This is a genomic window from Bradyrhizobium sp. BRP23, assembly GCF_020194135.1.
In the GTDB taxonomy this organism is placed as follows: domain Bacteria; phylum Pseudomonadota; class Alphaproteobacteria; order Rhizobiales; family Xanthobacteraceae; genus Bradyrhizobium; species Bradyrhizobium yuanmingense.
Genome location: NZ_JADYVW010000015.1, coordinates 39,389 through 65,346, shown reverse-complemented (window position 1 = coordinate 65,346; position 25,958 = coordinate 39,389). Strand labels below are relative to the sequence as shown.

General features: G+C 66.3%; 23 protein-coding genes and 1 tRNA gene. 11 read left to right on the top strand and 13 right to left on the bottom strand.

All coding sequences use genetic code 11. The annotated features are described in order from the left end of the window. Positions 1–40: 40 nt before the first annotated feature. The gene (locus tag I6F24_RS30625; protein ID WP_109141989.1) at positions 41–1,387 is read right to left on the bottom strand and encodes a transcription antitermination factor NusB; all 1,347 of its coding nucleotides are present in this window, start codon (positions 1,385–1,387) and stop codon (positions 41–43) included. A gap of 188 nt (positions 1,388–1,575) precedes the next feature. Here I6F24_RS30625 and I6F24_RS30620 point away from each other — a divergent pair, with 188 nt between their 5' ends. After that, positions 1,576–1,785, top strand: a complete 210-nt coding sequence (locus tag I6F24_RS30620; protein ID WP_036024240.1) for a DUF1674 domain-containing protein — start codon at positions 1,576–1,578, stop codon at positions 1,783–1,785. Between the two features lie 49 nt (positions 1,786–1,834). On the opposite strand, the gene cysN is transcribed toward I6F24_RS30620, so the two are convergent. The 4 genes from cysN to I6F24_RS30600 form a co-directional block, all read right to left on the bottom strand. Further along, the gene (gene cysN, locus I6F24_RS30615) at positions 1,835–3,730 is read right to left on the bottom strand and encodes a sulfate adenylyltransferase subunit CysN (protein WP_225151890.1); all 1,896 of its coding nucleotides are present in this window, start codon (positions 3,728–3,730) and stop codon (positions 1,835–1,837) included. Continuing rightward, positions 3,730–4,692 carry a sulfate adenylyltransferase subunit CysD gene (gene cysD, locus I6F24_RS30610; protein ID WP_036024260.1) on the bottom strand — a complete coding sequence of 321 codons (963 nt, stop codon included), beginning with the start codon at positions 4,690–4,692 and terminating at the stop codon, positions 3,730–3,732. The genes cysN and cysD overlap by 1 nt, the downstream gene beginning before the upstream one ends. A gap of 5 nt (positions 4,693–4,697) precedes the next feature. After that, positions 4,698–5,717 carry a sulfotransferase family protein gene (locus I6F24_RS30605; protein ID WP_225151888.1) on the bottom strand — a complete coding sequence of 340 codons (1,020 nt, stop codon included), beginning with the start codon at positions 5,715–5,717 and terminating at the stop codon, positions 4,698–4,700. Between the two features lie 155 nt (positions 5,718–5,872). Then, a complete protein-coding gene (locus I6F24_RS30600) occupies positions 5,873–7,591 on the bottom strand; it encodes a methyl-accepting chemotaxis protein (RefSeq protein ID WP_057025815.1) in 1,719 nt (572 codons plus the stop codon). Between the two features lie 202 nt (positions 7,592–7,793). Here I6F24_RS30600 and I6F24_RS30595 point away from each other — a divergent pair, with 202 nt between their 5' ends. After that, positions 7,794–8,378 carry a thermonuclease family protein gene (locus I6F24_RS30595; protein ID WP_225151886.1) on the top strand — a complete coding sequence of 195 codons (585 nt, stop codon included), beginning with the start codon at positions 7,794–7,796 and terminating at the stop codon, positions 8,376–8,378. A gap of 53 nt (positions 8,379–8,431) precedes the next feature. On the opposite strand, the gene I6F24_RS30590 is transcribed toward I6F24_RS30595, so the two are convergent. Further along, entirely contained in the window at positions 8,432–8,947 is a 516-nt protein-coding gene (locus I6F24_RS30590) for a L,D-transpeptidase (protein WP_225151884.1), read from the bottom strand. 442 nt (positions 8,948–9,389) lie between these two features. After that, positions 9,390–11,336, bottom strand: coding sequence for an acetate--CoA ligase (gene acs / locus I6F24_RS30585; RefSeq protein WP_225135575.1), 1,947 nt, complete (start codon positions 11,334–11,336; stop codon positions 9,390–9,392). Positions 11,337–11,728: 392 nt separating this feature from the next. On the opposite strand from acs, the gene I6F24_RS30580 reads away from it, so the two are divergent. Further along, positions 11,729–12,898 carry a DNA topoisomerase IB gene (locus I6F24_RS30580; protein ID WP_036024230.1) on the top strand — a complete coding sequence of 390 codons (1,170 nt, stop codon included), beginning with the start codon at positions 11,729–11,731 and terminating at the stop codon, positions 12,896–12,898. A gap of 108 nt (positions 12,899–13,006) precedes the next feature. Here the strand turns inward: I6F24_RS30580 and I6F24_RS30575 are convergent, their stop codons facing one another. Beyond that, on the bottom strand, positions 13,007–13,462 hold the full coding sequence (locus I6F24_RS30575) for an SRPBCC domain-containing protein (protein ID WP_036024228.1): 456 nt from the start codon (positions 13,460–13,462) through the stop codon (positions 13,007–13,009). Positions 13,463–13,563: 101 nt separating this feature from the next. Between I6F24_RS30575 and I6F24_RS30570 the strand changes: the two genes are divergently transcribed. Beyond that, on the top strand, positions 13,564–14,658 hold the full coding sequence (locus I6F24_RS30570; protein ID WP_225152022.1) for an adenylate/guanylate cyclase domain-containing protein: 1,095 nt from the start codon (positions 13,564–13,566) through the stop codon (positions 14,656–14,658). 92 nt (positions 14,659–14,750) lie between these two features. Here the strand turns inward: I6F24_RS30570 and I6F24_RS30565 are convergent, their stop codons facing one another. Genes I6F24_RS30565 through tsaD form a run of 3 tightly spaced genes read right to left on the bottom strand, consistent with a single transcriptional unit; the run spans position 14,751 to position 17,217 of the window. After that, positions 14,751–15,164: an EVE domain-containing protein gene (locus I6F24_RS30565; RefSeq protein ID WP_036002930.1), complete on the bottom strand. Its 414-nt coding sequence runs from the start codon at positions 15,162–15,164 to the stop codon at positions 14,751–14,753. 2 nt (positions 15,165–15,166) lie between these two features. Continuing rightward, a complete protein-coding gene (locus I6F24_RS30560) occupies positions 15,167–16,147 on the bottom strand; it encodes an NAD(P)H-dependent glycerol-3-phosphate dehydrogenase (RefSeq protein ID WP_036024227.1) in 981 nt (326 codons plus the stop codon). Positions 16,148–16,149: 2 nt separating this feature from the next. Continuing rightward, positions 16,150–17,217, bottom strand: a complete 1,068-nt coding sequence (gene tsaD, locus I6F24_RS30555) for a tRNA (adenosine(37)-N6)-threonylcarbamoyltransferase complex transferase subunit TsaD (RefSeq protein ID WP_193375182.1) — start codon at positions 17,215–17,217, stop codon at positions 16,150–16,152. A 157-nt stretch (positions 17,218–17,374) separates the two neighbouring features. Here tsaD and I6F24_RS30550 point away from each other — a divergent pair, with 157 nt between their 5' ends. The 5 genes from I6F24_RS30550 to I6F24_RS30530 all read left to right on the top strand — a co-directional run bounded on the left by I6F24_RS30550 (position 17,375) and on the right by I6F24_RS30530 (position 21,951). Continuing rightward, the gene (locus I6F24_RS30550) at positions 17,375–18,121 is read left to right on the top strand and encodes a uroporphyrinogen-III synthase (RefSeq protein WP_036024223.1); all 747 of its coding nucleotides are present in this window, start codon (positions 17,375–17,377) and stop codon (positions 18,119–18,121) included. A gap of 63 nt (positions 18,122–18,184) precedes the next feature. Beyond that, complete coding sequence (locus tag I6F24_RS30545) at positions 18,185–19,405, top strand: hypothetical protein (RefSeq protein WP_225127468.1); 1,221 nt, start codon at positions 18,185–18,187, stop codon at positions 19,403–19,405. Positions 19,406–19,440: 35 nt separating this feature from the next. After that, positions 19,441–21,240 (top strand): heme biosynthesis HemY N-terminal domain-containing protein, encoded by a 1,800-nt coding sequence (locus I6F24_RS30540; protein ID WP_225144197.1) that lies wholly within the window; start codon positions 19,441–19,443, stop codon positions 21,238–21,240. Positions 21,241–21,339: 99 nt separating this feature from the next. Then, a tRNA-Thr gene (locus tag I6F24_RS30535) sits at positions 21,340–21,415 on the top strand. 143 nt (positions 21,416–21,558) lie between these two features. Continuing rightward, positions 21,559–21,951: a hypothetical protein gene (locus I6F24_RS30530; RefSeq protein WP_036024216.1), complete on the top strand. Its 393-nt coding sequence runs from the start codon at positions 21,559–21,561 to the stop codon at positions 21,949–21,951. Between the two features lie 132 nt (positions 21,952–22,083). On the opposite strand, the gene I6F24_RS30525 is transcribed toward I6F24_RS30530, so the two are convergent. Then, positions 22,084–23,139, bottom strand: a complete 1,056-nt coding sequence (locus I6F24_RS30525) for a polysaccharide deacetylase family protein (protein ID WP_225127923.1) — start codon at positions 23,137–23,139, stop codon at positions 22,084–22,086. A gap of 252 nt (positions 23,140–23,391) precedes the next feature. On the opposite strand from I6F24_RS30525, the gene I6F24_RS30520 reads away from it, so the two are divergent. Both I6F24_RS30520 and I6F24_RS30515 read left to right on the top strand, forming a co-directional pair. Continuing rightward, positions 23,392–23,685: a hypothetical protein gene (locus I6F24_RS30520; protein WP_036002906.1), complete on the top strand. Its 294-nt coding sequence runs from the start codon at positions 23,392–23,394 to the stop codon at positions 23,683–23,685. Between the two features lie 166 nt (positions 23,686–23,851). Further along, entirely contained in the window at positions 23,852–24,067 is a 216-nt protein-coding gene (locus tag I6F24_RS30515) for a hypothetical protein (protein WP_036002903.1), read from the top strand. A gap of 113 nt (positions 24,068–24,180) precedes the next feature. Here the strand turns inward: I6F24_RS30515 and I6F24_RS30510 are convergent, their stop codons facing one another. Further along, positions 24,181–25,869, bottom strand: coding sequence for an MFS transporter (locus I6F24_RS30510; protein ID WP_036002980.1), 1,689 nt, complete (start codon positions 25,867–25,869; stop codon positions 24,181–24,183). Positions 25,870–25,958 lie beyond the last annotated feature (89 nt).

Sequence of the window (25,958 nt, the reverse complement as noted above, 5' to 3'; positions counted from 1 at the left end):
GGCGCGAATCAGGCTCGTGGTCGCAAAATCCAGTGCAAAATCAGGATTTAACGAGCCGGGCCGCGAAAAATCCGTCGAGCCCGCCGAGCCTGGGATCGGCGTTCGGCAGATGGCAGGGCAGGGTGCGCAGGTCGCCGTCCCCGTTGAGGATTTCGTCGAGGCCCGCAACCTCCGATGCCACGATCGGAGCGCGGCGAAGCGCGGGCTCGGCGGCGAGCAGTGCCGCCACCGCCTGCTCGCCCTCCTCCGGTTCCAGCGAACAGGTGCAATAGACGAGCGTCCCGCCCGGCTTGAGCAGCGACACCGACTTGCGCAGCAGCCGCTGCTGGAGCGCGGCCAGGGTAGCGATGTCGGAGTCCTGCCGCAGCCATGCGACGTCGGGATGCCGGCGGATCGTGCCGGTGGAGGTGCAGGGAGCATCGATCAGAATACCGTCGAACGCCTCCGCCGGGCCGGCCCATTCCACGGCGTCAGCGACGACGGTCTCGGCTTGCAGCGACAGCCGCGCCAGGTTTTCGCGCAAACGCGCCACCCGCGCCGGCGAGCGGTCGATCGCCGTGACCTGCGCGCCCGAGAGCACCAGCTGCGCGGTCTTGCCGCCAGGGGCGGCGCAGAGATCGGCAATGGACTTGCCTTTGACATCGCCGAACAGCCGGGCGGGCAACGCGGCGGCGGCGTCCTGTACCCACCATTGTCCTTCGGCGAAGCCGGGCAGCATGGTTACCGCACCATGCAGCAGCATCCGCACCGTTCCCGTCGGCAGCATCTCACCATGCAGGCGGCTTGCCCATTGGGCGGGATCCGATTTCACCGTGAGATCGAGCGAGGGCTCGTGGCCGAGCGCCGATGCCATGTCTCGTGCGGTCGCCTCGCCATAATGAGCGCTCCAGCGCGCGAGCAGCCATGGCGGCAGATCCAGCGATTGCGTCGCGACCTCCTCGACCAGCGCCTTGCCCTCGCGCGCACAGCGGCGCAGCACGGCGTTGACGAGCCCGGCATAGCGCGCGGCGCGGCGGTCGGATTGCACGAGGCGGACGGAGAGATCGACCGCGGCGTGATCCGGCACGTCCATCCAAAGGATCTGCGCGGCGCCGATCAAAAGGGCGCTCTGCGCGCGTGGCGCGTCGGAGGGAACGCCCTTGTCGAGCAGGCGGGACAGCACATGGCCGAGCGTGCCGAGCCGGCGCAGCACGGTGGCGACCAGGCGCCGCATCAGCGCGCGGTCGCGGTCGGCCAGCGTCTTCAGTCCGGGATGGGCACCGCCGCCGTCGAGCTGGTCGTCGAGCGTGCGGTGCTTGTGCAGCACGCCGTCGACGATGTCGGCGGCAATCCGTCGCGCCGCAAGGCCGGGCACTTCGGACGGAGGGACGAAACGTTGAGATGGCATGCGGAAGCAAGGTTCTGAACGAGCGGCAGTTCCGCCGCGATGGGCGCATGCCTTGAGAAGGCGATCTCTGACACGCGAATATGCCAAATGTAAGAATCGCTTGCGGGTTTTTCAGCGCTCCGAGCCGATTTCAGGAATGCGTTATTGGGCATCGCGTTGTGCCCGGTCCTGCGCTAGAAAGCGCGGCGATGAGTGACCCCGTTCCCGATCGCAAGCCGCTGTCGCCGGCCGCCCAGCGCGCGCTGGCCGAGGCCGAGGCGCGCCGGCAGGCTGCGGCCGCCAAGGCCAAGGATGAGGCCAAGAACAAGACCAAGGCGAAGGAGCTGCAGGGGCCGAAGGGGCCCGAGCCCACCCGCTACGGCGATTGGGAGCGCAAGGGCATCGCTTCCGACTTCTGAGCTTGCAGTCGGAGCGGCTGGATAACACCGGCAGATCTCGTCCCGGTCGTCACAGGTAGTTGTGCGCTCGCAAGTAGCGGATGATGCGTTCGCAGGCCGCCTCGCTCGACAGCTCCGAGGTGTCGATGGTGATGTCGGGCGCCAGCGGCGCTTCGTAGGGGGCATCGATGCCGGTGAATGCCGGTAGCTGGCCCGACCTAGCCTTGCGATAGAGCCCCTTGGGATCGCGGCGCTCGCATTCGGCAAGCGGCGTCGCGACATGGATCTCGATGAACTCGCCCGCTTCGAGCCGCTGGCGCGCCAGCTCCCGCTCGCTGCGGAACGGCGAGATCAGCGCCACCAGCGCGATCAAGCCGGCCTCGACGAACAGCCCCGCGATCTCCGCGACGCGCCGGACGTTCTCCGTTCTCTCCGCGTTGGAAAAGCCGAGGTCGCGGTTGATGCCGTGACGAAGATTGTCGCCGTCGAGCAACGCGGCATGGCGCCCGAGCTCGGCGAGCCGGCTGTCGACGAGATTGGCGATGGTCGATTTGCCGGCGCCGCTCAGCCCCGTGAACCAGAGCACGCAGGGCCGTTGCTGCTTCAGCCGGGCTCGCACGGATTTGTCGACCGCAAGCCGCTGCCAATGAACGTTGGTGGCGCGGCGGAGCGACATGTCGATCATTCCCGCCGCGGCAGTGCGATGGCTGATCGGGTCGATCAGGATGAAACTGCCCATATCGCGGTTGTCGCGATAGGCCTCGAACACCAGCGGGCGGTCGAGATCGAGATGGACATAGCCGATCTCATTGACGTCGAGCGTGGCGGCGCTTTCCCGCGCCATGGTGTCGATGGCGATCCGGTGCTTGAGTTCCGTGATCACCGCGCCGGTCGAGGCGGTACCGCACCGGAGCAAATAGCGCCGGCCGGCGACCATGGCCTCGCCATCGAACCAGACGAGATGGGCCGCGAGCTGATCCGACACCGGCGCTGCAGATCCGGCGGTCAGCACGTCGCCGCGGCTGACGTCGATCTCATCGGCGAGCGTTAGGGTGATGGACTCGCCCGACCTTGCGTGATTGCGCTCGCCGGCGGGCGTGAGAATGCGCGCGATGCGGGTCTGGTGTCCCGACGGTTGCGCGCGAACGGCATCGCCCACTGCGATCGTTCCACTCGCGATCCGTCCGCAGAAGCCGCGAAAATCCGCATGCGGCCGACTCACCCATTGCACCGGCAGCCGGAACGGCTGCTGCGAGGCGTCGCCGGTCACGTCTACGGATTCCAGATAGGCCGTAACGGTCGGCCCCTCGTACCAGGGCATGCGCGTGCTCGCAGCGACGATGTTGTCGCCGTCGGGCGCCACGACCGGGATGCACTGAACCTGGGAGATCCCGAGCTGGCCGGCCAGAGTCAGGTATTCGGCGGTGATGGAAGCGAAGCGATCGCCGTCGAATCCGATCAGGTCCATCTTGTTCACGGCGAGCACGACGTGGCGGATGCCGAGCAGCGACAGGATGTGGCTGTGGCGCCGCGTCTGCGTGATGACGCCCTTGCGCGCGTCGACCAGCACCACGGCGAGATCGGCATTGGAGGCGCCGGTCGCCATGTTGCGCGTATATTGCGCATGGCCCGGCGTGTCCGCGACGATGAAGCGGCGCAGCTTCGTGGCGAAGAAGCGGTAGGCCACGTCGATGGTGATGCCCTGCTCGCGCTCGGCCTGCAACCCGTCGACCAGCAGCGCGAAGTCGAGGTCGCCGCCGGTGGTGCCGGCGGTCCTGCTCTCCGAGGCGAGCGCGTCGAGCTGGTCGTCGAGCAGCGTCTTCGAATCGTAGAGCAGCCGACCGACCAGCGTGCTCTTGCCGTCGTCGACGCTGCCGCAGGTGACGAAACGCAACGTCGGGCGATCGTCTTGCTCGAGCTGCGGCGCATCGGCGGCGGCGATCGCCGGTGCCTCGTGATAGGACATCAGAAATAACCTTCCGCCTTCTTGCGCTCCATCGATGCGGGACTGTCCCGGTCGATCATGCGTCCCTGTCGTTCGGAGGTGCGCGACGCCATCATCTCCTGCACGATCTCGGGCAGGGTTGCCGCCGTCGAGCTCGTTGCACCGGTGAGGGGATAGCAGCCGAGGGTGCGAAACCTGACGGAGCGCGATTGCGGCTCCTCGCCGGGCTGCAGCGGCATCCGGTCGTCGTCCACCATGATCAATGCTCCGTCGCGCTCGACCACGGGGCGCGACGCTGCGAGATAGAGCGGAACGATCGGGATGTCCTCGAGCAGGATGTAGTCCCACACGTCGATCTCGGTCCAGTTCGACAGCGGAAACACCCGCATGCTCTCGCCGGGCGCGAGCCTCGTGTTGTACAAGCCCCACAGCTCCGGCCGCTGGTTCTTCGGATCCCAGCGATGCGCCGCGCTGCGGTGTGAGAACACGCGCTCCTTGGCGCGCGACTTCTCCTCGTCGCGCCGCGCGCCTCCGATCGCGGCGTCGAAGCCGTGGAAGTCCAGCGCCTGTCGCAGCGCTTGCGTCTTCATGACGTCGGTGTAGCGGGCCGAGCCGTGGGTGAAAGGGTCGATGCCCTGGCTCAATCCGTCATTGTTGGTATGGACGATCAGGTCGAGGCCGAGCTCGCGCGCGCGTCGGTCCCGAAACGCGATCATCTCGCGAAACTTCCAGGTCGTATCGACATGCAGCAGCGGAAACGGCGGCTTGCCGGGATCGAAGGCCTTCATCGCCAGATGCAGCAGCACCGAGGAATCCTTCCCAATGGAATACAGCATGACCGGCTTGCGGAACTCGGCCGCCGTCTCTCGCAGGATGTGGATGCTTTCCGCCTCCAGACGGCGGAGGTGGCTGGCGACGTGACGCTGCTTGCCGCCAGCACCTTCACGGAGTGCGGAATCGGCTCCGGTGGGAACGTCCAGCATGACCATCACGCAGCCGCAGCAAACCAGTCGCCGAACAGACGTTGCGACAGTGCCGCATTCAGGCCGAGATCGCGAACACAGGCGGCGACCGCGACGCGATAGGCATCACTGACCCCGCAGCGCTCCAGAGCTTCGCGTTGCGCTTCGCTCAGAGAGGCCGTCGCACGGCGCTGGTAGCGATAGGCACTGTCGGAGGTGTGCAAATTGGGCACCTTGTAGATCGTCGCTTCGCTCGGGAAGATGACGCGCGCATTGTTCGCGTGCGAGTCTCCCGGCTCACGCCAGGACGTCACGGCATTCTCGTTGAAGCTGCCCGAAAGGCCGATCCGTTCGAACAGGACACGAACCGAGGACACGGCCTCCTTGCTCACCTCGTAGACGTAGTGAGTGACGGCAACGCCCTGTCGCTGGGCGTAGCTTGCGACTTGAGCCGCGCTGAGCGCGGCGACGACATAGTGCCGCAGCAATACATCTTCAGGCGCGCGCGAGATCAGCTTGTCGAGCCACGATGCCAGTGAACTCGCCGGCTCACGGTCGAGCATGATGAGATGCAGCCGGTGCCGCGGATAGCCCGCCTCGATCAGCAGCTTGAGCGGATTGAACAGGCTCTCGGCGAGCACGTAGGGCCCGATCGTTTCCTTGCTGAAGATGTGCGGCTCGTCGTCTGCCGACGGCACGGCCCACGGCGCCGGCCTCTTGCCGACGAGCGCATCGCGCAGCATGGCCTTCAAAGGCTGATAGTAGGAAGGCATCCCGGTCATGCCGAACAGATTGCTCAGGGCCGTCGATCCGACGCGCGCCTTGCCGCATGCAAAATAGAGCATGGGAAAGTCTTGCGGCGAGCGATGCCGGAAGCCGTCCGCCAAGCACTCCGTCACCTCGCGCATCAGTGTTTCGAGCGCGACGGTCCTGGTTTGGAACCCCTCCACCGGCGGAAGCAGCGTGGTGTCGAGAGAACTATCTTGCCGACGAACGAGTTCGGCGATTCGCTCGAGCGAATCGGGGGACGACGCATCGATATTCATGGCGGGGGACTCGCTGAACAGGTTCCGCAAGCGAGTTGCTTACGGCTCAATGTTCAACCTAGTGTTGATTAGGACCCCGGTCAAACCCGGGAAATCCCGGGGGCTTCATAAATGTCCGGCGAGCACGGCAATCGTGCTCGCCGCTCCGTTGCGCATTACGCGGCGCGCACGGTGCTGAGGAACTTCTCGACCTCGGTCTTCAGGAGGCTGCTTTCGCTCGACAGCGAACGCGCCGACGCCAACACCTGTCCCGACGCCGCGCCGGTCGCGCTCGCGCCATGGCTGACCTGGGCGATCTTGTCTGCGACTTCGACCGTTCCCTTGGCGGCTTCGCTGACGTTTCGCGCAATCTCGGCCGTCGCTGCGCCCTGCTGTTCGATCGTCGCGGCAATGGTCGTGGAAATATCGGAGATGCGGCCGATGGTCGTTCCGATTTCCTTGATCGCTCCGACGGAGTCCTGCGTTGCCGATTGCATGCCGGCGATCTGCGCGCTGATTTCCTCGGTCGCTCGCGCGGTTTGCGCCGCGAGCGCCTTGACCTCGCTCGCCACGACCGCAAAGCCGCGGCCGGACTCGCCGGCGCGTGCCGCCTCGATTGTTGCGTTTAGCGCCAGGAGGTTGGTCTGTTCGGCGATCGCCGTGATCAATTTGACGACGTCGCCGATGCGGCCCGCCGCCTTGAGCAGCTCGTTGATCCGGGCATCGGTGCGCTCGGCCTGCTTGACCGCATCGCCGGCGATACGGCTGGAATCGTGCACCTGACGGCCGATCTCGACGACCGACGTGCTCATTTCCTCGGCCGCGGACGCCACGGCCCCGACATTGGTCGAGGCTTCCTCCGAGGCGGCGGCGACCATTCCGGAGAGCTGCTGGGTTTGTTCGGCCGTACCCGACAACGTGCCGGCCGCGGATTCGAGCTCCTGGGATGCGGCTGACACCGAGTTGATGATGCCGCCGACCGCAGTTTCGAACGCGTTGGCAAGCCGCGTCATCTCCTGCTTGCGCTGAGCGGCCGCAGCGGCTTGATGGTTCTTCTGCTCGGCTTCCATCTGCTCGATGCGGATCAGATTGTCCTTGAAGGTCTGTGCCGCGCGGGCGTTGTCGCCGACCTCGTCGCCACGGCGGGTGTAGGGAATTTCGATCGCCTTGTTGCCTCCGGCGAGCTGCAGGAGCACATCGCCGATGCGACGGATCGGACGGGCGACGTTCAAGACGGAAAAGACTGCGGAGCCGACCAACGTCAGGACGACGAATAGGCCGACGATCAAAGCGAAATTGGCGACGCGGTCCAACTCGGCCAGCATCTCGCCCTTGCGGCGCGCGGCGAATTCGTTGGCGACGCCGACGAGATCGTCGATGCGCTTGCTGACTTCCTGCGCTGCCGGACGCATATGCTCTGCGAGAATACTTGCCTTGGCCGACTCTGCTGCAAGCTTGGCGCCACCCGCGGGGGCGGCGATGACCGCCTTTTGCGCCGCGGCGAGCTCGACGCCGCTGGCCAGATACGCATCGACGAACTTCTTGGCCTCGCGGTAAGCGTCCTGTGTGACCTTGCGGGTCGCCCGCTCTCTCGCGGCATCGATTTCGGTGCCGGCTTCGCCGGCCCGGGTACGGAGAAGCTCGAGGAGCCTGTCGACCTCTCCGGCTGACGGTGCCGAGCCGAGTTCGAGAGCGGCGAGCTGCGCGCGTGCCATCGCCGTCTGAGCCGCCTGCGCATTGCCCTTGTTGAGATAGTTGATCGTGACGAGGCGATTGGATTCGGCAATGGAGCGGTTGCCGAGCATCTGATTGGTCAGCATGCCGCCGACCAGCACGACGCTCACGCCCGTCACGATGCCGAGCTTTGTTCCAATGCGAAACCTGAATGACCTCACGGCAATCTCCCCTCGGTTTGTCGTATAACAGCTATTCGCAACCAATGATTGAGATTTGGAAAATATTCGCGGATCCCCAGTAGAACTACGGCTAACCTCTTTGACAGACGGAACTTTCGTGCATGGCCTCCGGCGCATTCGGCGTCGTTTATGGACACGCTCGTGCTTGTGAGTTCCCCCGACTCAGACATAGCGTGAGTTGATGCGTTTCCAGGATCGCCCCAATTCCTACCGGCCGCAGTTCAGCGGCTCGCCGTTCGGCCGCCGCTTCTCCGGCCTATTGCCCTGGATGTTCGTGGTGGGCATCGCGCTGGCCGTCGTGCTCACATTCCGTCATGGAACGCACTGGCTTGTTCGCGATACCGATCGCAATGGAGATGCTGAGATCGTTCTTCAGCAGACCGGCCACGCGGATGTGCGTCCGGTCGAATTCATCCGCGCCATCGATGGCGACACTTTTCTCGCCCGTGTTCGTCTGCACGAGGGACGCGATCCCGTGGTCCGCATTCGGCTGCGCGGCATCGATGCGCCCGAACTGAAAGCATCCTGCCAGGAGGAGCTGGACAAGGCCGAAGCTGCGGCCCGTGCCTTGCGCGATCTGCTCGGCCAGGGCGGCGTGACCATCACCAATCTCGCTCCCGACAAATACGGCCGAGTCCTCGCCGACGTCGCGACCCGGCGGACTGTGAACGTCTCGGCGGCACTGCTCGCCGGCGGCTTCGTGCGCAGCTACAATGGCGGCCATCGCGACGGCTGGTGCGCGCGCGGCTGGCGGTTCTGGCAATAAAAAGGCCGCGTCGAGGACGCGGCCTTTCATTTCATCTCGGCTGATTCAGGCGATCAGCGCGTCACGACCACCGTCGTGCCGACGGAGACGCGGCCGTAGAGATCGGTGATGTCGTCGTTGAGCATGCGGATGCAGCCATAGGAGACGAAGCCGCCGATCGAGCCCGGCACGTTGGTGCCGTGGATCGCATATTCGCCGCCGGCGAGCGTCATCGCCGCAACGCCCATCGGGTTGCGCGGCGAGCCGCCCGGAATGACGTCGGGGATACCAGGCTTGTCGCGCTTCACCTCGGCGGGCGGCGCCCAGGCCGGATTGAGATATTTGCCGTCGATCTTCGTGGTGCCGGCCCACTGCTTGCCGGCTTTGCCGACGCCGACCGGATAGCGCACGGCCTGGCCGCTCCCGAGGATGAGATAAAGCCGCCGCTCGCTGGTTTTGACCACGATGGTGCCCGGCGAATAGTCGGCCAGGTGCGCCCCCACCATTTCCGGCCGCGCCTGCGCCGCCGTCGACGTCAAGGCCCCAGCCGCGATGGTGGCGGCCAGCGCCACCGCAATCCTCATCGACATCGATGCTTCCCCTTGCCCAAAACGGATCGTCCAAAATGACGCAGAACCGGCAATCGTCGCCGCACCAAGCCCTCGTCGATGCTCATTCTTAACCGCGCCCGTTAACCCAATGGTTTCCAGCCGCGGCTGCCGAGGGCAGGCCAGCAGGGGGAACAAAGGAAATGTTCGAAATAAAGTAAATGACCAGAAAACAACACTCGACGGGAAAGATGCAGGCGCGCTGCCGCGCCCGCTGACAACAGCGTGAGGGTGTGAATGGCCGTTGGTTGAGAGGGCGCGCTGACGCGAAAACTAATCGCGTGTCCCGGATGCGCTGCAGCGTGAAACGCTGCTGCGCAGAGCCGGGATCCAGGAAGCTACACGTTCTGACGTTTAGATGGGCCCCGGCTCAGCAGCGCACCGCTGAAGGAGCGCTGCGCTGCGTCCGGGGCACGAACTCGCCTTACGCCGACTTCTTGTTCTGCCGGTTCTTGACGAGATCATCGACAACGGCGGGATCGGCGAGCGTCGAGGTGTCGCCGAGGCTGCCCGGCTCGTCCTCGGCGATCTTGCGCAGGATGCGGCGCATGATCTTGCCGGAGCGGGTCTTGGGCAGGCCCGGGGCGAACTGGATCTGGTCGGGCGAGGCGATCGGGCCGATCTCCTTGCGCACCCAGGTGACGAGCTCCTTGCGCAACTCGTCGCTCGGCTGCACGCCGGCCATCAGGGTGACATAGGCGTAGATGCCCTGACCCTTGATGTCGTGCGGGAAGCCGACGACGGCGGCTTCCGACACCTTCTCATGCGCGACCAGCGCGCTCTCGACTTCGGCGGTGCCCATGCGGTGGCCGGAGACGTTGATGACGTCGTCGACGCGGCCGGTGATCCAGTAATAGCCGTCGGCGTCGCGGCGGCAGCCGTCGCCGGTGAAGTATTTGCCCTTGTAGGTCGAGAAGTAAGTTTGTTCGAAGCGGGCGTGGTCGCCGTAGACCGTGCGCATCTGGCCGGGCCAGGACCGCGTCAGGCAGAGATTGCCTGATGTTTCGCCTTCCAGCACCTTGCCGTCGGCATCGACGATTTCAGGCACCACGCCGAAGAACGGTTGCGTCGCCGAGCCGGGCTTCAGCTTGGTCGCGCCCGGCAGCGGCGTGATCAGAATGCCGCCGGTCTCGGTCTGCCACCACGTGTCGACGATCGGGCAGCGGTCGTCGCCGACGACGCGATGATACCACTCCCAGGCTTCGGGATTGATGGGCTCGCCGACCGAGCCGAGCAGGCGGAGCGAGGCGCGCGAGGTCTTCTTCACCGGTTCGTCGCCGGACTGCATCAGCGCGCGGATCGCGGTCGGCGCGGTGTAGAAGATGTTGACTTTGTGCTTGTCGATGACGTTCCAGAACCGCGAATTATCCGGATAATTGGGCACGCCCTCGAACATCAGCGTGGTCGCGCCGTTGGCGAGCGGCCCATAGAGGATGTAGCTGTGGCCGGTGACCCAGCCGACGTCGGCGGTGCACCAGTAGATGTCGCCGTCGTGATAGTCGAAGACGTATTGATGCGTCATCGAGGCGAATACGAGATAGCCGCCGGAGGTGTGCAGCACGCCCTTGGGTTGGCCGGTCGAGCCCGACGTGTAGAGGATGAACAGCGGATCCTCGGCGTGCATGTGCTCGACCGGGCATTCCGTGGTCACCATCGCCGCGGCCTCGTGGTACCAGAGGTCGCGCGTGGGGTTCATGTCGACCTTGGCGCCGGTGCGCTTGACCACGACGACCCAGTCGACGCCGTCGGCCTTGCCAAGCGCCGCATCGACATTGGCCTTCAGCGGCACCTTCTTGCCGCCGCGTAGGCCTTCGTCCGCGGTGATGATCACCTTGGATTGGCAGTCGTTGATGCGTTGGGCGAGGCTGTCAGGTGAGAAGCCCGCGAACACCACGGAGTGGATCGCGCCGATCCGCGCGCAGGCCAGCATTGCATAGGCGGCCTCGGGAATCATCGGCAGGTAGATGGTGACGCGGTCGCCCTTCCCGACGTTGCGGGTGCGCAGGATGTTGGCCATCCGGCAGACCTCGTCATGCAGCTCCTTGTAGGTGATGTGCTTGGACTGCGAGGGATCGTCGCCCTCCCAGATGATCGCGGTCTGGTTGGCGCGTTTGGCGAGATGCCGGTCGATGCAATTGTAGGCGACGTTCAGGATGCCGTCTTCGAACCATTTGATCGAGATGTTGCCCGGCGCGAACGAGACGTTCTCGATTTTCGTCGGCGCCTTCATCCAGTCGATGCGCTTGGCCTGCTCCGCCCAGAAACCGTTCGGGTCCGAGATCGAACGGGCGTACATCTCCTTGTACTTGGCCTGGTCGACCCAGGCGCGCTTCGCCCACTCCGCGGGGATATCGTAGATCTTCTCGGACATGCTTCCCTCCACATGCGGCAAGCTCAGGCAATGCCGACATCATCATTTGATGGATTATGCGTCGGGCTAACCGGACCCGACAAGGAGCACAAGCTGGACCTTCGGCGGGCAGCTGGCCATGCGAAGGATCAAGGTCCGGAAGGCCCGCTGTCGCAAATCTGAAACAGGGCCGACGGGCACCTTCCGGCTCTCTACCCAAACCGCCAGAACAGAGACCGCAGAGCCCCCATGCGGCGAGGAGAGGTATTTAGCAACCTCTTCTCACTGATTCGGGACTCGCAATCGTGTTCGGAACACCCTAAATGGCCAACCCGGGTCCAAAGAGACCCCTTGGAACAAAAATCACAACAGCGGCATTGATCGACAACAGGACAGGGCTAAGGCGTAAGACCATGATGGATCAGCAGAATCTCGGGACGATACGGCCCGCTTCAGCCGATCCTGCAGCCATTGCCCTAGCCAAGGCCCTCGGACAATGGCCGAAACCGACCGGTTTCAGGCGCCCGAGCCCCAAGAAGACCTACGACGCGGCGCCTGCGGCGACGGTCGAGGCCCTCGCCAAGGAGCTCGGATTGCGGCTCGGCGACCAGAACGAGCTGACCATCCGTCGTATCAGGCGCGGCAAGGGCTATTCCTTCGTCCGCCCCAACGGTGCGCATATCCGCGACGCCCGCACCATCCGGCGGCTGCATTCCATGGCGGTGCCGCCGGCCTATCGCGAGGTGCGCTACTCCGCCGACCCGAACTCGCATCTGCAGGCCGTCGGCCGCGATGCCGCGGGCCGGCTGCAATACCGCTATCACGCCGACTGGGAGAAGGTCCGCGAGCAGCGCAAGGCGCATCGCCTGGCAAAGCTCGTCGGCGCGCTGCCGAAAATCCGGCGCAAGGTCTCGGCGTTCCTGTCAGGGGACGAGCCGACGCGCGAGTTCGCGCTCTCGGCCGTGATCGAGCTGATCGCGCGCACCGCGATCCGCCCCGGCAATGAATCCTACGCCCGCCTCAACGGCACCCGCGGCGCGACCACGCTGCTGAAGTCCAACGTCACGCTGGAAGACGATTGTTTCGTGCTGACCTTCAAGGCCAAGGGCGGTAAGGCGGTGCGCAAGGAGTGCGACGCCGCCAAGCTGGTGCGCGCCATCGGCATTTTGCAGAGCGTTCCCGGCAAGCGCATGTTCCAGTATCGCGATGCCTCCGGCATCGTGCGCGCGGTCAGCACCACCCAGGTGAACGCGTTTCTGCGCGAGATCGCCGGCATCAAGATTTCCCTGAAGGATTTCCGCACGCTGATGGCGTCCGCCGTCGTGGTGGAATCGCTGTCGCGGATCACGCCGGCGAGCAGCCAGCGCGGCCGCAAGAAGCAGGTGCTGGATGCGATCCGCGCCGCCGCCGACCAGCTCTCCAACACGCCGGCGATCTGCCGCAAGAGCTACGTCCACGACACCATCGTCACCGCCTTCGAGGAGGGCATCCTCGAGCGCTTCGCCGCGACCATGACGGGTCAGCGCTCGCAGGCCAGGCGCGAGCAGTTACTGGCGCAGGTGGTGGCGACGGCAGCAGTGTAACGAAGCGCCGCTCTCGTAAGGTGGGCAAAGCGAAGCGTGCCCACCATTCGCCCATGGTGACGGGTGGTGGGCACGGCGCGAAGAGCGCCTTTGCCCAACCTACGAGAGCTACTTATTATCTGACACACCTATGTCAGGACCGGGATCGCCGCCTGCGGCTGCGATCGTGAGCCGCTTAAGGTAGTGCGCCCAACCCGTTGCATGAGCGGCCGCCTGCGCTTCGTTCGGCAGGCCGCTATGGGTCATGCGCAGCAGCGTGCCGCCGTCCTGCTCGATCAGGTCGATCTCGATCAGGCTCGAGCCGGGCGGCACTTCCTGACCGCCCTCCCACCCGAACGTATAGGCCAGACGATGCACCGGCACGACCTCGCGGAATGCGCCGCGGGCGGCGGCGCCGTCCGGGCTGACGCCCTTGAGCAGGTAGAGCCCGCCGGGATAAGGCTCCGTGGTTGCGTCGGAGCCCATCCAGCTCAGGATCTTTTCGGGGTCGGTGAGGTAGGCGAAGACAGTGGCGCGCGGGGCCGCGATCTGGGTCTCGCGTCGCACTATGAAGGGTTCGGGCATCGGCAATCATCCCTGGTCTGACGATGGGACATGGCGGCGGCCCTGCGCTCCGTCAAGGATTGCCCGTGGCAAAGACGGCCCTGTTTCGCCATGATCGCCTCATGCAGCTCTCCCCAACCCTCGCCTGGCTCCTCGACGCGGCCTCGGATTGTCGCGGGGCCGACCACCTGCTCGCGGAGCTCGGCGCGCATCTGGCCGCCGATGGCGTGCCGCTCGCGGCAGGCGCCCTGACGCTGGAGGTGCCGCATCCGCTGATCGCGAAGCGGACCTGGCTGTGGCGTGCCGACAGCGGCCAGGTGATCGAAGCGCTCGGCTTCGCGCCGGGCGGCCTCGCGCCCGATCCACCCGACGACGCCGGCCGCCGCTGGCTGCGCGATATCGCCGGCGGCGATGTGCATGAAGATGTCGCCGGACGGCCCGATGGCCCGCTGCTCGGCTGGATCGGGCCGCGTCCGTTCACGGCGGATGAGATCGAGCAATTGCGTCAGGCCGCGCGTTTCGCCGCAACGCCGCTGGCCGTGCTCGCCGCGCGCGCCACCTTGCGGGCAACGCTCGATGCATACCTTGGCACGCGCAGCGCGGAGCGGGTACTGGCGGCGCCTCTGCGCCGCGATCTCGGCGAGACCATCCAGGCCGCACTGCTCTATGCGGATTTGCGCAATTTCACGACCCTGTCGGAGACGACACCGCCGGCCGATGTCATTGCGGCGCTCGATGCCTGGTTCGATCGCATCGCCGGCGCGGTTCACGCCTTCGGCGGCGAGGTGCTGAAATTCATCGGCGACGGCGTGCTCGCGATCTTTCCGGTGCTCGAGGCGTCCCCGCGCCGCGCCTGTGACGCTGCTTTGCGCGCGGCAAGCGCAGCCGAAGCCGGGATGGCGTATCTCAACAAGGAGCGCCGCGCGCAAGGGCTGCCGCCTTTGTCGTTTGGCGCCGCGCTCCATCTCGGCGAGATGCTCTGGGGCAATATCGGCGCCGCCAACCGGCTCGACTTCACCGCGATCGGCCCCGCCGTCAACCTCGCCAGCCGGCTGGAGGGATTGTGCAAGCCGTTGGGCCGGACGGTGCTGGTGTCGGGTGCACTCGCCGCCGAGACGGAGGTGCCGCTGGTCGCGCTCGGGTCGCACTCGCTGCGCGGCATTGCCGCGCCGTGCGAGGTGTTTGCGCTGGAGGAGTCGCAAGCCCGGATATCGTAGCCCGGATGGAGCGAAGCGTAATCCGGGATCGGGCTTCAATCGAGACTTTCCCGGATTGCGCTGCGCTCCATCCGGGCTACGAAACGACGTAACTACATCCCGCCCATCTTGCAGACGAGCTTCCACTCCTCTGCCGTCACCGGCTGCACGGAGAGGCGCGAATATTTCACCAGCGCCATATCCGCGAGCTTCTTCTCCGCCTTGATCGCGGCCATCGTCACCGGCGTCTTCAGGGGCTTGTCGGCCTTGATGTCGACGCAGACGAATTTGCCGGTCTTGTCGGTTGGATCGGGATAGGCCTCCTTGATGATCTCGGCGATGCCGACGATCTCCTTGCCCTCGTTGGAATGATAGAAGAACGCCTTGTCGCCCTTCTTCATGCTCACGAGATTCTGACGGGCGGTGAAATTGCGCACGCCGGTCCAGGCCTCGCCCTTGGCGCCCTTCGCAACCTGCTGGTCCCAGGACCACACCGACGGTTCGGATTTCACGAGCCAGTACGCCATGCTTATTCCTCTGCCTTGAAGGGGCGCGTCATCAGCGCCGAGATCGCGGCATCGATCGTGCTTTTGCCGCTCAGGATCGATGCGACCGCCTCAGATACCGGCAACTCGATGTTTTGCGAAGCGGCGAGCTCGATCAGCACGGGGGCGGTGAACTCGCCCTCGGCGAGCTTGCCGGCGGGAGGCTGCTCGCCGCGGCCGAGCGCGAGGCCGAGCGCGAAGTTGCGCGATTGCGGGCTCGAGCAGGTCAGAATGAGATCACCGAGGCCCGACAGGCCGGTGAGCGTCTCGCTGCGTGCGCCGAGCGCACGGCCGAGGCGCGTCAGCTCGGCAAAGCCGCGGGTCGTGAGCGCCGCCTGCGCGGAGGCGCCAAGCTCGCGCCCGACCGCAATGCCGACCGCGATCGCCAGCACATTCTTGGCGGCGCCACCGATCTCGACGCCGCGAATGTCGGTGGAGTGATAGGGGCGGAATGTCCGCGAGCCCAGCGCCTGCACCAGGCTGCTGGCGAGCGCCTCATCGCTTGCCGCCAGGGTCACTGCCGTCGGCAGGCCGCGTGCGACGTCGTTGGCAAAGCTCGGCCCCGACAGGATCGCCGGCTGCGCGTGCGGCGCGGCCTCGGCGATCACGTCGGTCATGAACTTATGGGTGCCGTGCTCGATACCCTTGGCGCAGGCGACGATCGGCACCGCCTTCGTGATGTGCGAGGCCAGCATGTTGACCGCACCGCGCAAATGTTGCGCCGGCGTCGCAATCAGCAGCATGTCGGCACGCGCGGCGAGCGCCAGATCGCTCGTCACGACGAGCTCAGGCACGATCCGAATCCCGGGCAGCCGCGGATTGTCGCGCGTCGATGCGATCCGCGCGGCGTGCTCGGCATTGCGTGCCCACAGCGTCACGTTTCGCCCTGCTCGCGCCGCCACCGTCGCCAGCGCCGTACCCCAGGCGCCCGCGCCGATCACTGCGACGGATTGGAACGCGGTCATCCCTAGAATCCCGCCCGAGTCTTGCCGTAGCCCGCGGGCGCCGTCGCGTTGGCATCGAGCAGCCAGCGTGCGCGCGGCTGCGCGTCCATCGTGTCGGTCAGGCCAAGCGCCAGGCGCTCGGCGCCGGCCCAGGCGATCATGGCGCCGTTGTCGGTGCACAGCGCGGGCGGTGGCATGATCAGCTGCGTCCCGGCCTGCTTCGCGACATCGTCAAGCGCGCCGCGGATCGCCTGATTGGCGGCAACGCCGCCGGCGGCGACCAGCGCGCGCGGTGCGCCGAACTGCTCGCGGAAAAGCTTCAGGCCGACGCTCAGCCGGTCGGCCGTTGAATCGAGCACGGCGGCCTGGAAGCTCGCGCAGAGATCGCTGATGTCCTGCGGCATGAGCTCGGCCAGCCGGCTCGCTTCGGTGCGCACCGCCGTCTTCAGTCCCGACAGCGAGAAATTGGCATCGGGGCGCCCCTGCATCGGCCGGGGAAACGCAAAGCGCGTGGCATCGCCACCTGCCGCCGCGCGCTCGACCTGCGGGCCGCCGGGATAGGGCAGGCCCAGCATCTTCGCGACCTTGTCGAAGGCCTCGCCGATGGCGTCGTCAACCGTGGTGCCGAGCCGCACATACTGGCCGACACCGGTGACTGCGACGATCTGGGTATGGCCGCCGGAGGCGAGGAACAGGCAATAGGGAAATTCGATGCCGTCGGTGAGACGCGGCGTCAGCGCATGCGCTTCGAGATGATTCACCGCGACCAGCGGCGTGTCGTGCACCATCGCGATCGCCTTCGCGGTGGTGAGTCCGACGATGACGCCGCCGATCAGCCCGGGCCCCGCGGCCGCCGCGACGCCGTCGAGCTGAGCATAATCGATGCCGGCCTCGTTCATGGCGCGGTCGATGATCCCATCGAGCACGTCGACATGCGCGCGCGCGGCGATCTCCGGCACCACGCCGCCGAAGCGGGCATGCTCCTCGATCTGCGACCGCACGATGTTGGACAGGATCTTGCCCTTGCCGTCGGCCGCGCGTTCGATCACGGCCGCGGCGGTCTCGTCGCAGGTGGTTTCGATGCCCAGCACCAGCATTGGTGAATTGTTATCCAATTTGCGCCCTTGCGCTCATCCATAAAGCAGAGTTCTGGTACGTCCGGTAGCATCCCGGGGTCGGCTTGCGCAATCGTCACGCGCAGCCGTTCTGGTCAATGCGTCACCGCCAAATGGTCCGGGAACAGCAGCGATGTCCATTCTTGTCACACGGCCGCATCCCGACAATGCGGCGACGGCGGACAATCTGCGCACGCGCGGGCATGCGGTACTGCTTGCGCCGGCGCTCAAGCTCGAGCCGGTCGCCTTCCAAGGCGAGAGCGAAGTTTCTTATGATGCCGTTCTCGTCACCTCGGCCAACGCGATTCGCGCCATAGCGCCGCAATTGCCGGATCTCGGTCTGCTGGAGCTGCCATTGTTCGCGGTCGGCGAACATACGGCTGCAGCGGCGCGAGAGGCTGGTTTTGCCGAGGTGATCGTCGCCGGGGGCGACGCCGCGTCCTTGCGCGACAAGGTGATGCAGAGCGCGTGCGACAAGGTGTTGAAGAAAAACAGCACGCTGCTGTATCTCGCCGGCGCGGATCTGTCGCGCGACCTCGGCGGCGAACTCGGGGCGGAAGGTTTCCGCGTGGTGACGCAGACGACCTACCGCATGGCGCCGGTGAAGCATCTGCCGCGCGAGGTGTGCGAGGGCTTTGCCGCCCACGGGATCGAGGCGGTGCTGCACTACTCCCGGCGCAGCGCACGTGCGTTCCTCGATGCGGCGCGGGACGAAGGTGTCGAAATTTCGGCGCTGGCGATCCCGCATTGCTGCCTGTCCGAGACCGTTGCGGGCGTGCTGCGCGATGCCGGCGCGTCACAGGTTCTGGTGGCCGCAACGCCGGACGAAACTGCCTTATTCGACACCTTGGAGCGTGCGTTGCGGACCCGTTTGGCGTAAAGGTCGGGCCGAATCCGACGCAATCTAATCCACCCTGGTATGGAAGTGTGAGGAACCGTCACGATGGCCGACGACAAGCCTGAAGACGCTGGATTGGCGCCCGATCCGGGTCGTGCCAAGCGCACCCCGCCCACCATCGACCTCGAGGCGACGGAAGTCTCGACCCAGCCGCAGCAGGTCGCGGGCGAGCCCGAGGCATCCGAGCATGTCGCGCAGGAGCAGGCCAGGGTGGAAGAGCCCGGCTCGGAACAGGTCAAGGCCGAGCCTCAGTCCGAATCTGCAGAGCAGCAGGCCTCCGCGGCGGTGCCTGTATCGGCGCCGATTTCGCCCTGGGTCATCGCGCCGTTCTCCGGCGTTGCCGCGGCTGCGGTCGTGATCGCAGTCGGCTGGATGCTGGGCTGGCCCGCGGTGCAGGCCCCGCCGGCCGCGCCGCAGGTCACCAGTGCGACCGTCGATGCGCTGAGCGGACGCGTTGCCGCGGTCGAAGCCAGGGCCGCGAGGCCGGCGGCCGATCCGGCCCAAGTCGCGCGGATCGACGCGTTGGAGAAAGCGGCGAGCGCACTGCGCGGCGACATCGCCAATTTGCGCGCACAGTTCGATAAGACGGCGAGCGCACTGAACGACGCGAAATCCGCGTCGCCGAGTGCCGCGCCCGATCTTGCCGCGCTCATCGACCGCATCGCTCAGCTCGAGCGCGCCAGCAAGACCGAGCGGGCCGAGCTTGCGCAGCAGGGCGAGAAGATCGCCGAGGCCAAGACGATGGACGACAAGCCGCTCCGCTATGTGGTGGCGGCGTCCCTGCTCGACGTTGCCGTTCGCCACGGCGATCCCTATCAATCGCAATTGGCCGCGGCGCGGTCGCTGGCGACCAAGCCCGACATGCTCAAACCGCTCGAGGCGTTTGCATCGTCCGGTATCCCGACATCGGCGGCGCTGAGCCGCGAGCTCCTCAATATCGTGCCGAAGCTGTCGCCGCCGGCTGAAGCTCCGTCGAGCGAAGCCGGCATTGTCGAGCGGCTCCAGGCGGGTGCGTCAAAGCTCGTGCGGATCGAGCGCACCGATGGCGTCGGCAACGATCGCGGCGCCATCGTGACGCGCGTCACGGCGGCGGCGCTCCGCAGCGATTTCGCCGAAGCGCGGCGCGAGCTGAAGACGCTGCCCGAGGCTGATCGTGCTCCGGCGCAGGCCTGGCTCGACAAAGCCGACGCCCGCGACGCCGCGCTCGCCGCGTCCCGCAAATTCGCCGACGATGCCATGGCGGATCTCGCCAAATCTACTCAATAAGATTCGCGCAACAATCGGCGCGTATAGGGATCGCCATGCTTCGCATCGTCCTCTTTCTCGTCTTGATCGCACTGGCGGCGGCCGGCGCGGCCTGGGTCGCCGACCAGTCCGGCGACCTCGTCCTGACCGCGGGCACCTTCCGCATCTCGACGACGCTGCCGAGGTTCGTGTTCTTGCTCGGCCTTTTCGCCGCTTCCGTCGTGCTGGTCTGGAGCATCCTGACGACGATCTGGCGCATGCCAGGGCGCTTGCGCCGCCGCCGTCATGACAAGCGTCATGCCCGCGGCCGTCATGCCATCACCCATGGTCTGCTCGCGATCGGCCACGGCGATTCCGCGCTCGCGCGCCGGCACGCCGAGGCGGCGCGGCGGCATGCACCGAACGATCCGCTCGCACTGCTTTTGCACGCGCAGTCGGCGCAGCTCGAAGGCAATCGCGACGAGGCGCAACGCGTCTTCCGCGCCATGGCCGAACGCGAGGACACGCGGCTGCTCGGCCTGCGCGGTCTCTTCATCGAGGCGCAGCGCGCCGATGATGCGGTCGGCGCCGTGATGATCGCGGAGGAAGCGATCAAGCTGTCGCCGTCCGCGACCTGGGCCTCGCACGCGGTGCTCGGCTTCCGCTGCGCGCGCGGCGACTGGAGCGGCGCGCTCGCGATCCTCGATTCGAATCTGTCCGCGGGCCTGATCGACAAGCAGACCTATCGCCGGCAGCGCGGTGTGCTGCTCGCCGCGCGTGCGCTGGAGCTGGAAACGATGGACCGCGACGTCGCGCGCGAGAGCGTGCTGGAGGCGGTCAAGCTCGCGCCGACCCTGGTGCCGGCGGCCGTGCTCGCGGCAAAATTCGAGAGCGAGGCGCATCAGGTGCGCCGCGCCATGAAGCTGGTGGAAGCCGCCTGGCTCTCCAATCCGCATCCCGATCTCGCGGACGCATATGCGCATGTGAAGCTCGGCGATTCCGCATGGCACCGCTTGCAGCGGGTAGAAACTCTCGCCGCGAAGACCCCCGCCGACAAGCCCGGTTATGTCGAAGGGCAGCTCGCGATCGCGCGTGCTGCGATCGAGGCCTCCGAGTTCGCCCGCGCGCGCGAGGTGCTCGCGCCTTATCTCAAGGATCCGACCCAGCGCGTCGCGCTGCTGATGGCCGAGATCGAGCGCACAGAGCATGGTGACGGCGGCCGCGCCCGCGCCTGGACCTTGCGCGCGGTGCGCGCCCGGCTCGATCCCGCCTGGACCGCGGACGGCTATGTCAGCGACCGCTGGCGTCCGGTCTCCCCGGTCACCGGCCGCCTCGATGCGTTCCAGTGGCAGGCGCCGGTCGCGAGCCTGCCCTCGGACAAGGGCCCCACGCTCGAATCCTCGGCCTTCGAGGAAGCCATGCTGGCCGCTCCGCCGCCGAAGCGGGTGACCGCCGCTCCCAGCGAAGCCGCGGTGGAACCGCCGGAGGTGGCCCCGCTGCCGGCACCGGCCGCGCAGGACAATTCACCCCCTCAGGCCAAGGACGCCGCGAAGGAGGCTACCAAGGAAGTGGCCAAGGAGACTGGGGAGCAAACTGCGAAGGTCGACGAGCCGGTCGTCACGCCCGCCGAGCCGGCGAATCCGGCTCCGGCGCCCGCCGAATCATCGCCGCCGGCGCCGACGCCGGTCTTCCGGACCCGGGCCGACCTCAGCAAGCCCGCATCGGCGCCGACCCAGACCGTCATCCCGATCGTCCGCGCACCGGACGATCCCGGGATCGACGACGACGGCCCAAGCGACGAATTTACGGAACAAATCGGCACGCCCAAAGCCCAGGCGGGCGGCTGGCGCGGATTCTGGTCCCGCTGGGGCGCGTGAGCGGTATTTCGCCTCCCGCTTGTCCTTGCCAATTCGGGCCATGCCCGATATCAGGGGCGCGCGTATCGGGGCCGGCATTGCTTTGGTCCCGGCAGGTTCGCCGCAATAGCTCAGTCGGTAGAGCACGTCATTCGTAATGACGGGGTCGGGGGTTCGAATCCCTCTTGCGGCACCAGCGCCCCGGTTCATCCGACCCCAAGCGCTCCGATGACCAGGCATCAGCCTGCATCAGGGCTCGCTCGGCTGCGTGATCGCGATCACATAATCGCAGACATGGCTCCCCTAACGTCCTGTCACGCCAACACGGGGAGACTTCACATGCGCAAGATCATTCTGATTGCCGCCATGCTGCTGGCTTCGGCCTCCGCCCAGGCAGGCGGCTCCCGCGGTCTGTCGCTGGCGGCGGCAGGCGAACAGACCTCCACTCCGCAAACCACGACATCGGCGAGCACCGTGACGGCGCAGGTGAGCGAAGCCGCGCCGGCCACCGAGGTTCAGAAATATCATGATCGTCCGCCGGCGGTGTCGCTCTCCGCGCCGACAGTGGCGACCACTCCGACCGTCACCACACCGGCGACGGCCTCCGCGCCGGTCACGACGCCCAAGCCCGCCGCCAAGACCACGGCAAAGGCGGACAAGCCGAAGCCCAAGCGCAGCTGGACCGAGCGCCGCATCATCAGCGAGCTGCATCGCCACGGCATCTATTGGTGAGGCGCCGACCTGTACCCTGATCTCGCCGTCATGCCCGGGCTTGACCCGGGCATCCACGTCGTCGCGCCTGATCCTAAAACGTGGATGGCCGGGACAAGCCCGGCCATGACGCAAGAGTTTTGGATTTGGCGCTTATTGCGAGATCGTTTGCACGACGCTCGCGATCGGACGGGAGTTCGTGCCTGCGGTCGGCACCTTCATGTCCTTCATCAGCGCCTCGTCATATTCCGGCAGCGTCTGGAGGCTCGTCTTGGCCTTCATCTGCACGACCCTGTAACCGCCGGCCTTCAGCCGCGCGAGCAGCGTCGGCAGGGCGAGGCCCGTGTTCTTCTGGAAGTCGTGCATCAGGATGATGCCCTTGCCGAGCTTGTCCAGCCTCGTCATCACGGTCTCGACGATCTTCTCCGGCGTCGCGCCCTTCCTGAAGTCGAAGGAGTCGATTTCGGTCGAGAACATCGCGACGTTGCGGGTGCCGAAATAGCTCACCATCGCGGGATTGTGCTGAAGCTGCGGAAAGCGGAAGAACGGCGCCGGGTTGGTGCCGAGCGCGAATTTCACTGCGCTGAAGCCCTTCTCAACCTCGTCCTTGACCTGCTGCTCGGTCAACTTCTTGCTGTTCAGATTGACATGCGACCAGGTGTGCGTGCCCACCGTGTGGCCCTGGGCCAGCACCTGCTTCAGGATCTCCGGATGGTAGGTCGCGTGCTTGCCGACCGAGAAGAACAGGCCCTTGGTGCATTCGTCCGCGAGCGCCTTCAGCACCGTGGGCGTGTTGACCGGCCACGGACCGTCGTCGAAGGTCAGCACGACCTCCTTCTCGGTCAGGAAGTCGAACTGCTTGAAATGCTCGAAGCCGAAGCCGGGGCCGCCCGTCGTGTCGATCTCGACGACGCGGGACACGCCCAGCGCGTTCGGATTGGCGCAGGCCTGCTTCGGCTGCATCGGCATGACCGGCACGGGGGCAGGTGCTGGAGCTGCTGCGGCCGGCTTGGCCGCGACGGCCGCGGTGGTCTCGACGTCGTCCTTGGCGGCGAGCTTCGCCTGTGCCGGCAATGGGTCGGCGGCACGGGCGGCAACTGTCTTGGGAGCGCCCTGGTCGGCGCGCGCGGAATAATAAAACCAACCGCCGGCGGCGATCACGACCGCCGCAACTACACTGGCCAGCATCAGGCCCAACGCATTACGCATCGTTACTCTTTCCAATTACGCAACCAAAACGGCGGAGTTTCCCGCGCGACGAGCCATTAATGCGAAGTAAGAGTTAACGTGACACCAACACGACAGCGGTTGCGAAGGAATTTCAGTGGGCTGCGTCTGAGTGACTGAGATCACAGAGGACGGGTCTCCCGTGAGCGTCATCACAGTGGAAACGGTTTTGCCGGAGCATCGTAGCTCCCATCGACAACGGGCCCGCTGTGGCGGCGCCAATGGGAGCTTCAAATGACCAAGTCGTTTACCGGCAAGATCCGCGACGCCAGCCTGGCCCTGGGCTTTGCCGCGATCGTCTCCATCGCTTCGACGGGCGCGAGCTTCGCCTTCTCGGCCGAGGCGCAGCAGATGTGCACGGGCGATGCCTTCCGTCTTTGCTCGGCGGAGATCCCCAATATCCCGAAGATCACCGCGTGCATGATCAAGCATCGCTCGGACCTCAGCGCCGGATGCCGCGCGGTGATGGACAAGACCCTCGCCAAGGGCGCCTCGCGCAAGGTCGCTGACGCTCAGGACACACAGTAACCAAGACGCCGGCGGTTGCGCCGGCAGCTCCCCTCGCCATGTCCCCTGGCATGAAGCCGGGGTGATGGCGGCGGCGCGCTGCAGCTAGTCAACAAAGCCGTTGCAGGTGCGGGATCGTCGCACTAGCTTCGCCCGCACGTCTTTCCGGGTAAGAGGCAATTGCGCGATGACCAGACTGCTTTTCGTTATTTCCTTGCTCCTGTGCGCATCGAGCGCCTCCGCGCAACAGCAGCCCGGCCATGATGCCTGCGCGCGCGACGTCACGCGCTTCTGCCGTCCCGTAATGGACAATGGCGACGGTGCCGTGCTGGCCTGCCTGAAGCAGAACCGCACCAAGCTGAGCAAGGCCTGCGACAAGGTGCTGACCCAGCACGGGCAGTGATCGTCATTCCGGGGCGCGCGAAGCGCGAACCCGGAATCCATCGCGCGACCAACTCCTGCGATAAATGGATTCCGGGTTCGCACCTTACGGCGCGCCCCGGAATGACGAGAGGCCTACGTACTGCTTCCCGCCGCGGTCGCGACCACCGGCAGCACCTCGCTGTTGGCGCGGTCCGGCGTGTCGTCCTTCCAGCGCACCGAACCGAAGGGGCGCTCCAGCATGCGGCGGATTCGCACCGGCTCGGGACCGATGTGGAAATCGATCGCCTGCTGATGCAGCGCGCGTTCGGACTGGGTCGCACGGTTGCGCTGACGCAAATAGTCGAGCCAGGTCGGGCAGTGATAGCGCTCGGTCCACAGCTCGGGGTCGGCGATGTCGCGCGCGATCGACCAGCCATAGGCACCGTTGCGCTGGCGCGAGAGCTGCACGTCCTGCATCACGTTGTGGAACGCGCGCGCATTCTCTTGCGCAACCCGATATTCGATCTCGACCACGAGCGGGCCGCTGCGCCCTGTCAGCGACAGCCTCACCTCGGGATCGGCCAGCATGTCCGCATCCTCGTTGCGGGCGCCGACACGCGGCATCGTGAGCCAGATGCCGAGCAGCGGCGAGATCAGCATCAGGCCGGCCGAGGTCAGCAATGCGATCTCGACGCCGGCATAGTCGGTGAGATGGCCCCAGCCCCAGGCGCCGATCGCGATGCCCCCGGCGATCGCGGCCTGGAAGGCTGCGAGCGAGCGACCGGCGACCCAGCGCGGGGCCGAGAGCTGCACGCCGATATTGAACAGCGCGATCGCCGCCATCCAGACTGCGCCGCCCAGCACCAGCGCGGCCGCCGTCAGCACCGGCTCCGTGCTCAAAGCGAGGGCGGCCATGGTGAAGGCCATCGTGATGGTGCAGGCGCGGATCGCGGCCTCGCCGCTCATGCGCTTGCGCAATTCGTGGATGTTGAGCGCGCCGATCACCGCGCCCATGCCGAAGGCGCCGAGCATGATGCCATACATCTGCGCGCCGCCATGCAGGAGGTCGCGCGCGACCAGCGGCATCAGCGCCATCACCGCGCCGCCGATCAGGCCCATCACCAGCGTGCGCAACAGCACGATCTTGATCGGCGGCGAATTGGTGATGTAGCGCACGCCCGAGACCATGGCGCGGTTGAGCTTTTCCCGCGGCAGGCGCGACACCTCGGTGTTGCGGCGCCAGAGCAGCAGCACCACCAGCAGCGGCAGATAGAGGATCGCATTGCAGGCGAATGCGGCCACCGCACCGAGCGCAGCGACGATGACGCCGCCGACCGCCGGACCGAAGCTGCGCGCGATGTTGTAGCTGATGCCGTTCAGCGCCACCGCGGACGCCAATGCCTCGGGCGGCACTTGTTCGCTGACCGAGGACTGCCAGGCCGGACCGAACAGCGCATTGCCGCTGCCGACGATGAAGCAGAAGGCGAGCAGCAATTCCGGGGTGATCAGGTTGAAGCCGGCCAGCACGGTGAGCACGCTCGCGCCGATCAGCGCGATCGACAGCGAAATCACACTGACTATGCGGCGGTCATACATGTCGGCGATGGCGCCGGCCGGCATCGAGATCAGCATGATCGGCAGCATGAGCGCGGTCTGCACCAGGGCCACCTTGTCTGCCGAGGCCGCCATCTGCGTCATCGCCCAGGCCGCACCCACGCCCTGGATCAGGAGGCCGAGATTGGAGAGCAGGCTGGCGAGCCAGATCCGCCGGAACACGGTGTACCGCAGGGGCGCTGTGATGCCGTCGGCGGCCATTTTCGGGCGGTTCGGCTGCTCGGTCATATCCCCTTCCATGTCGGATGGCAGAAGTGGTCGTGGTGATTCCGGCCAATTCAGTGATGCCCGCGAAAGTCGTTCGCTGTCCAGTGCTT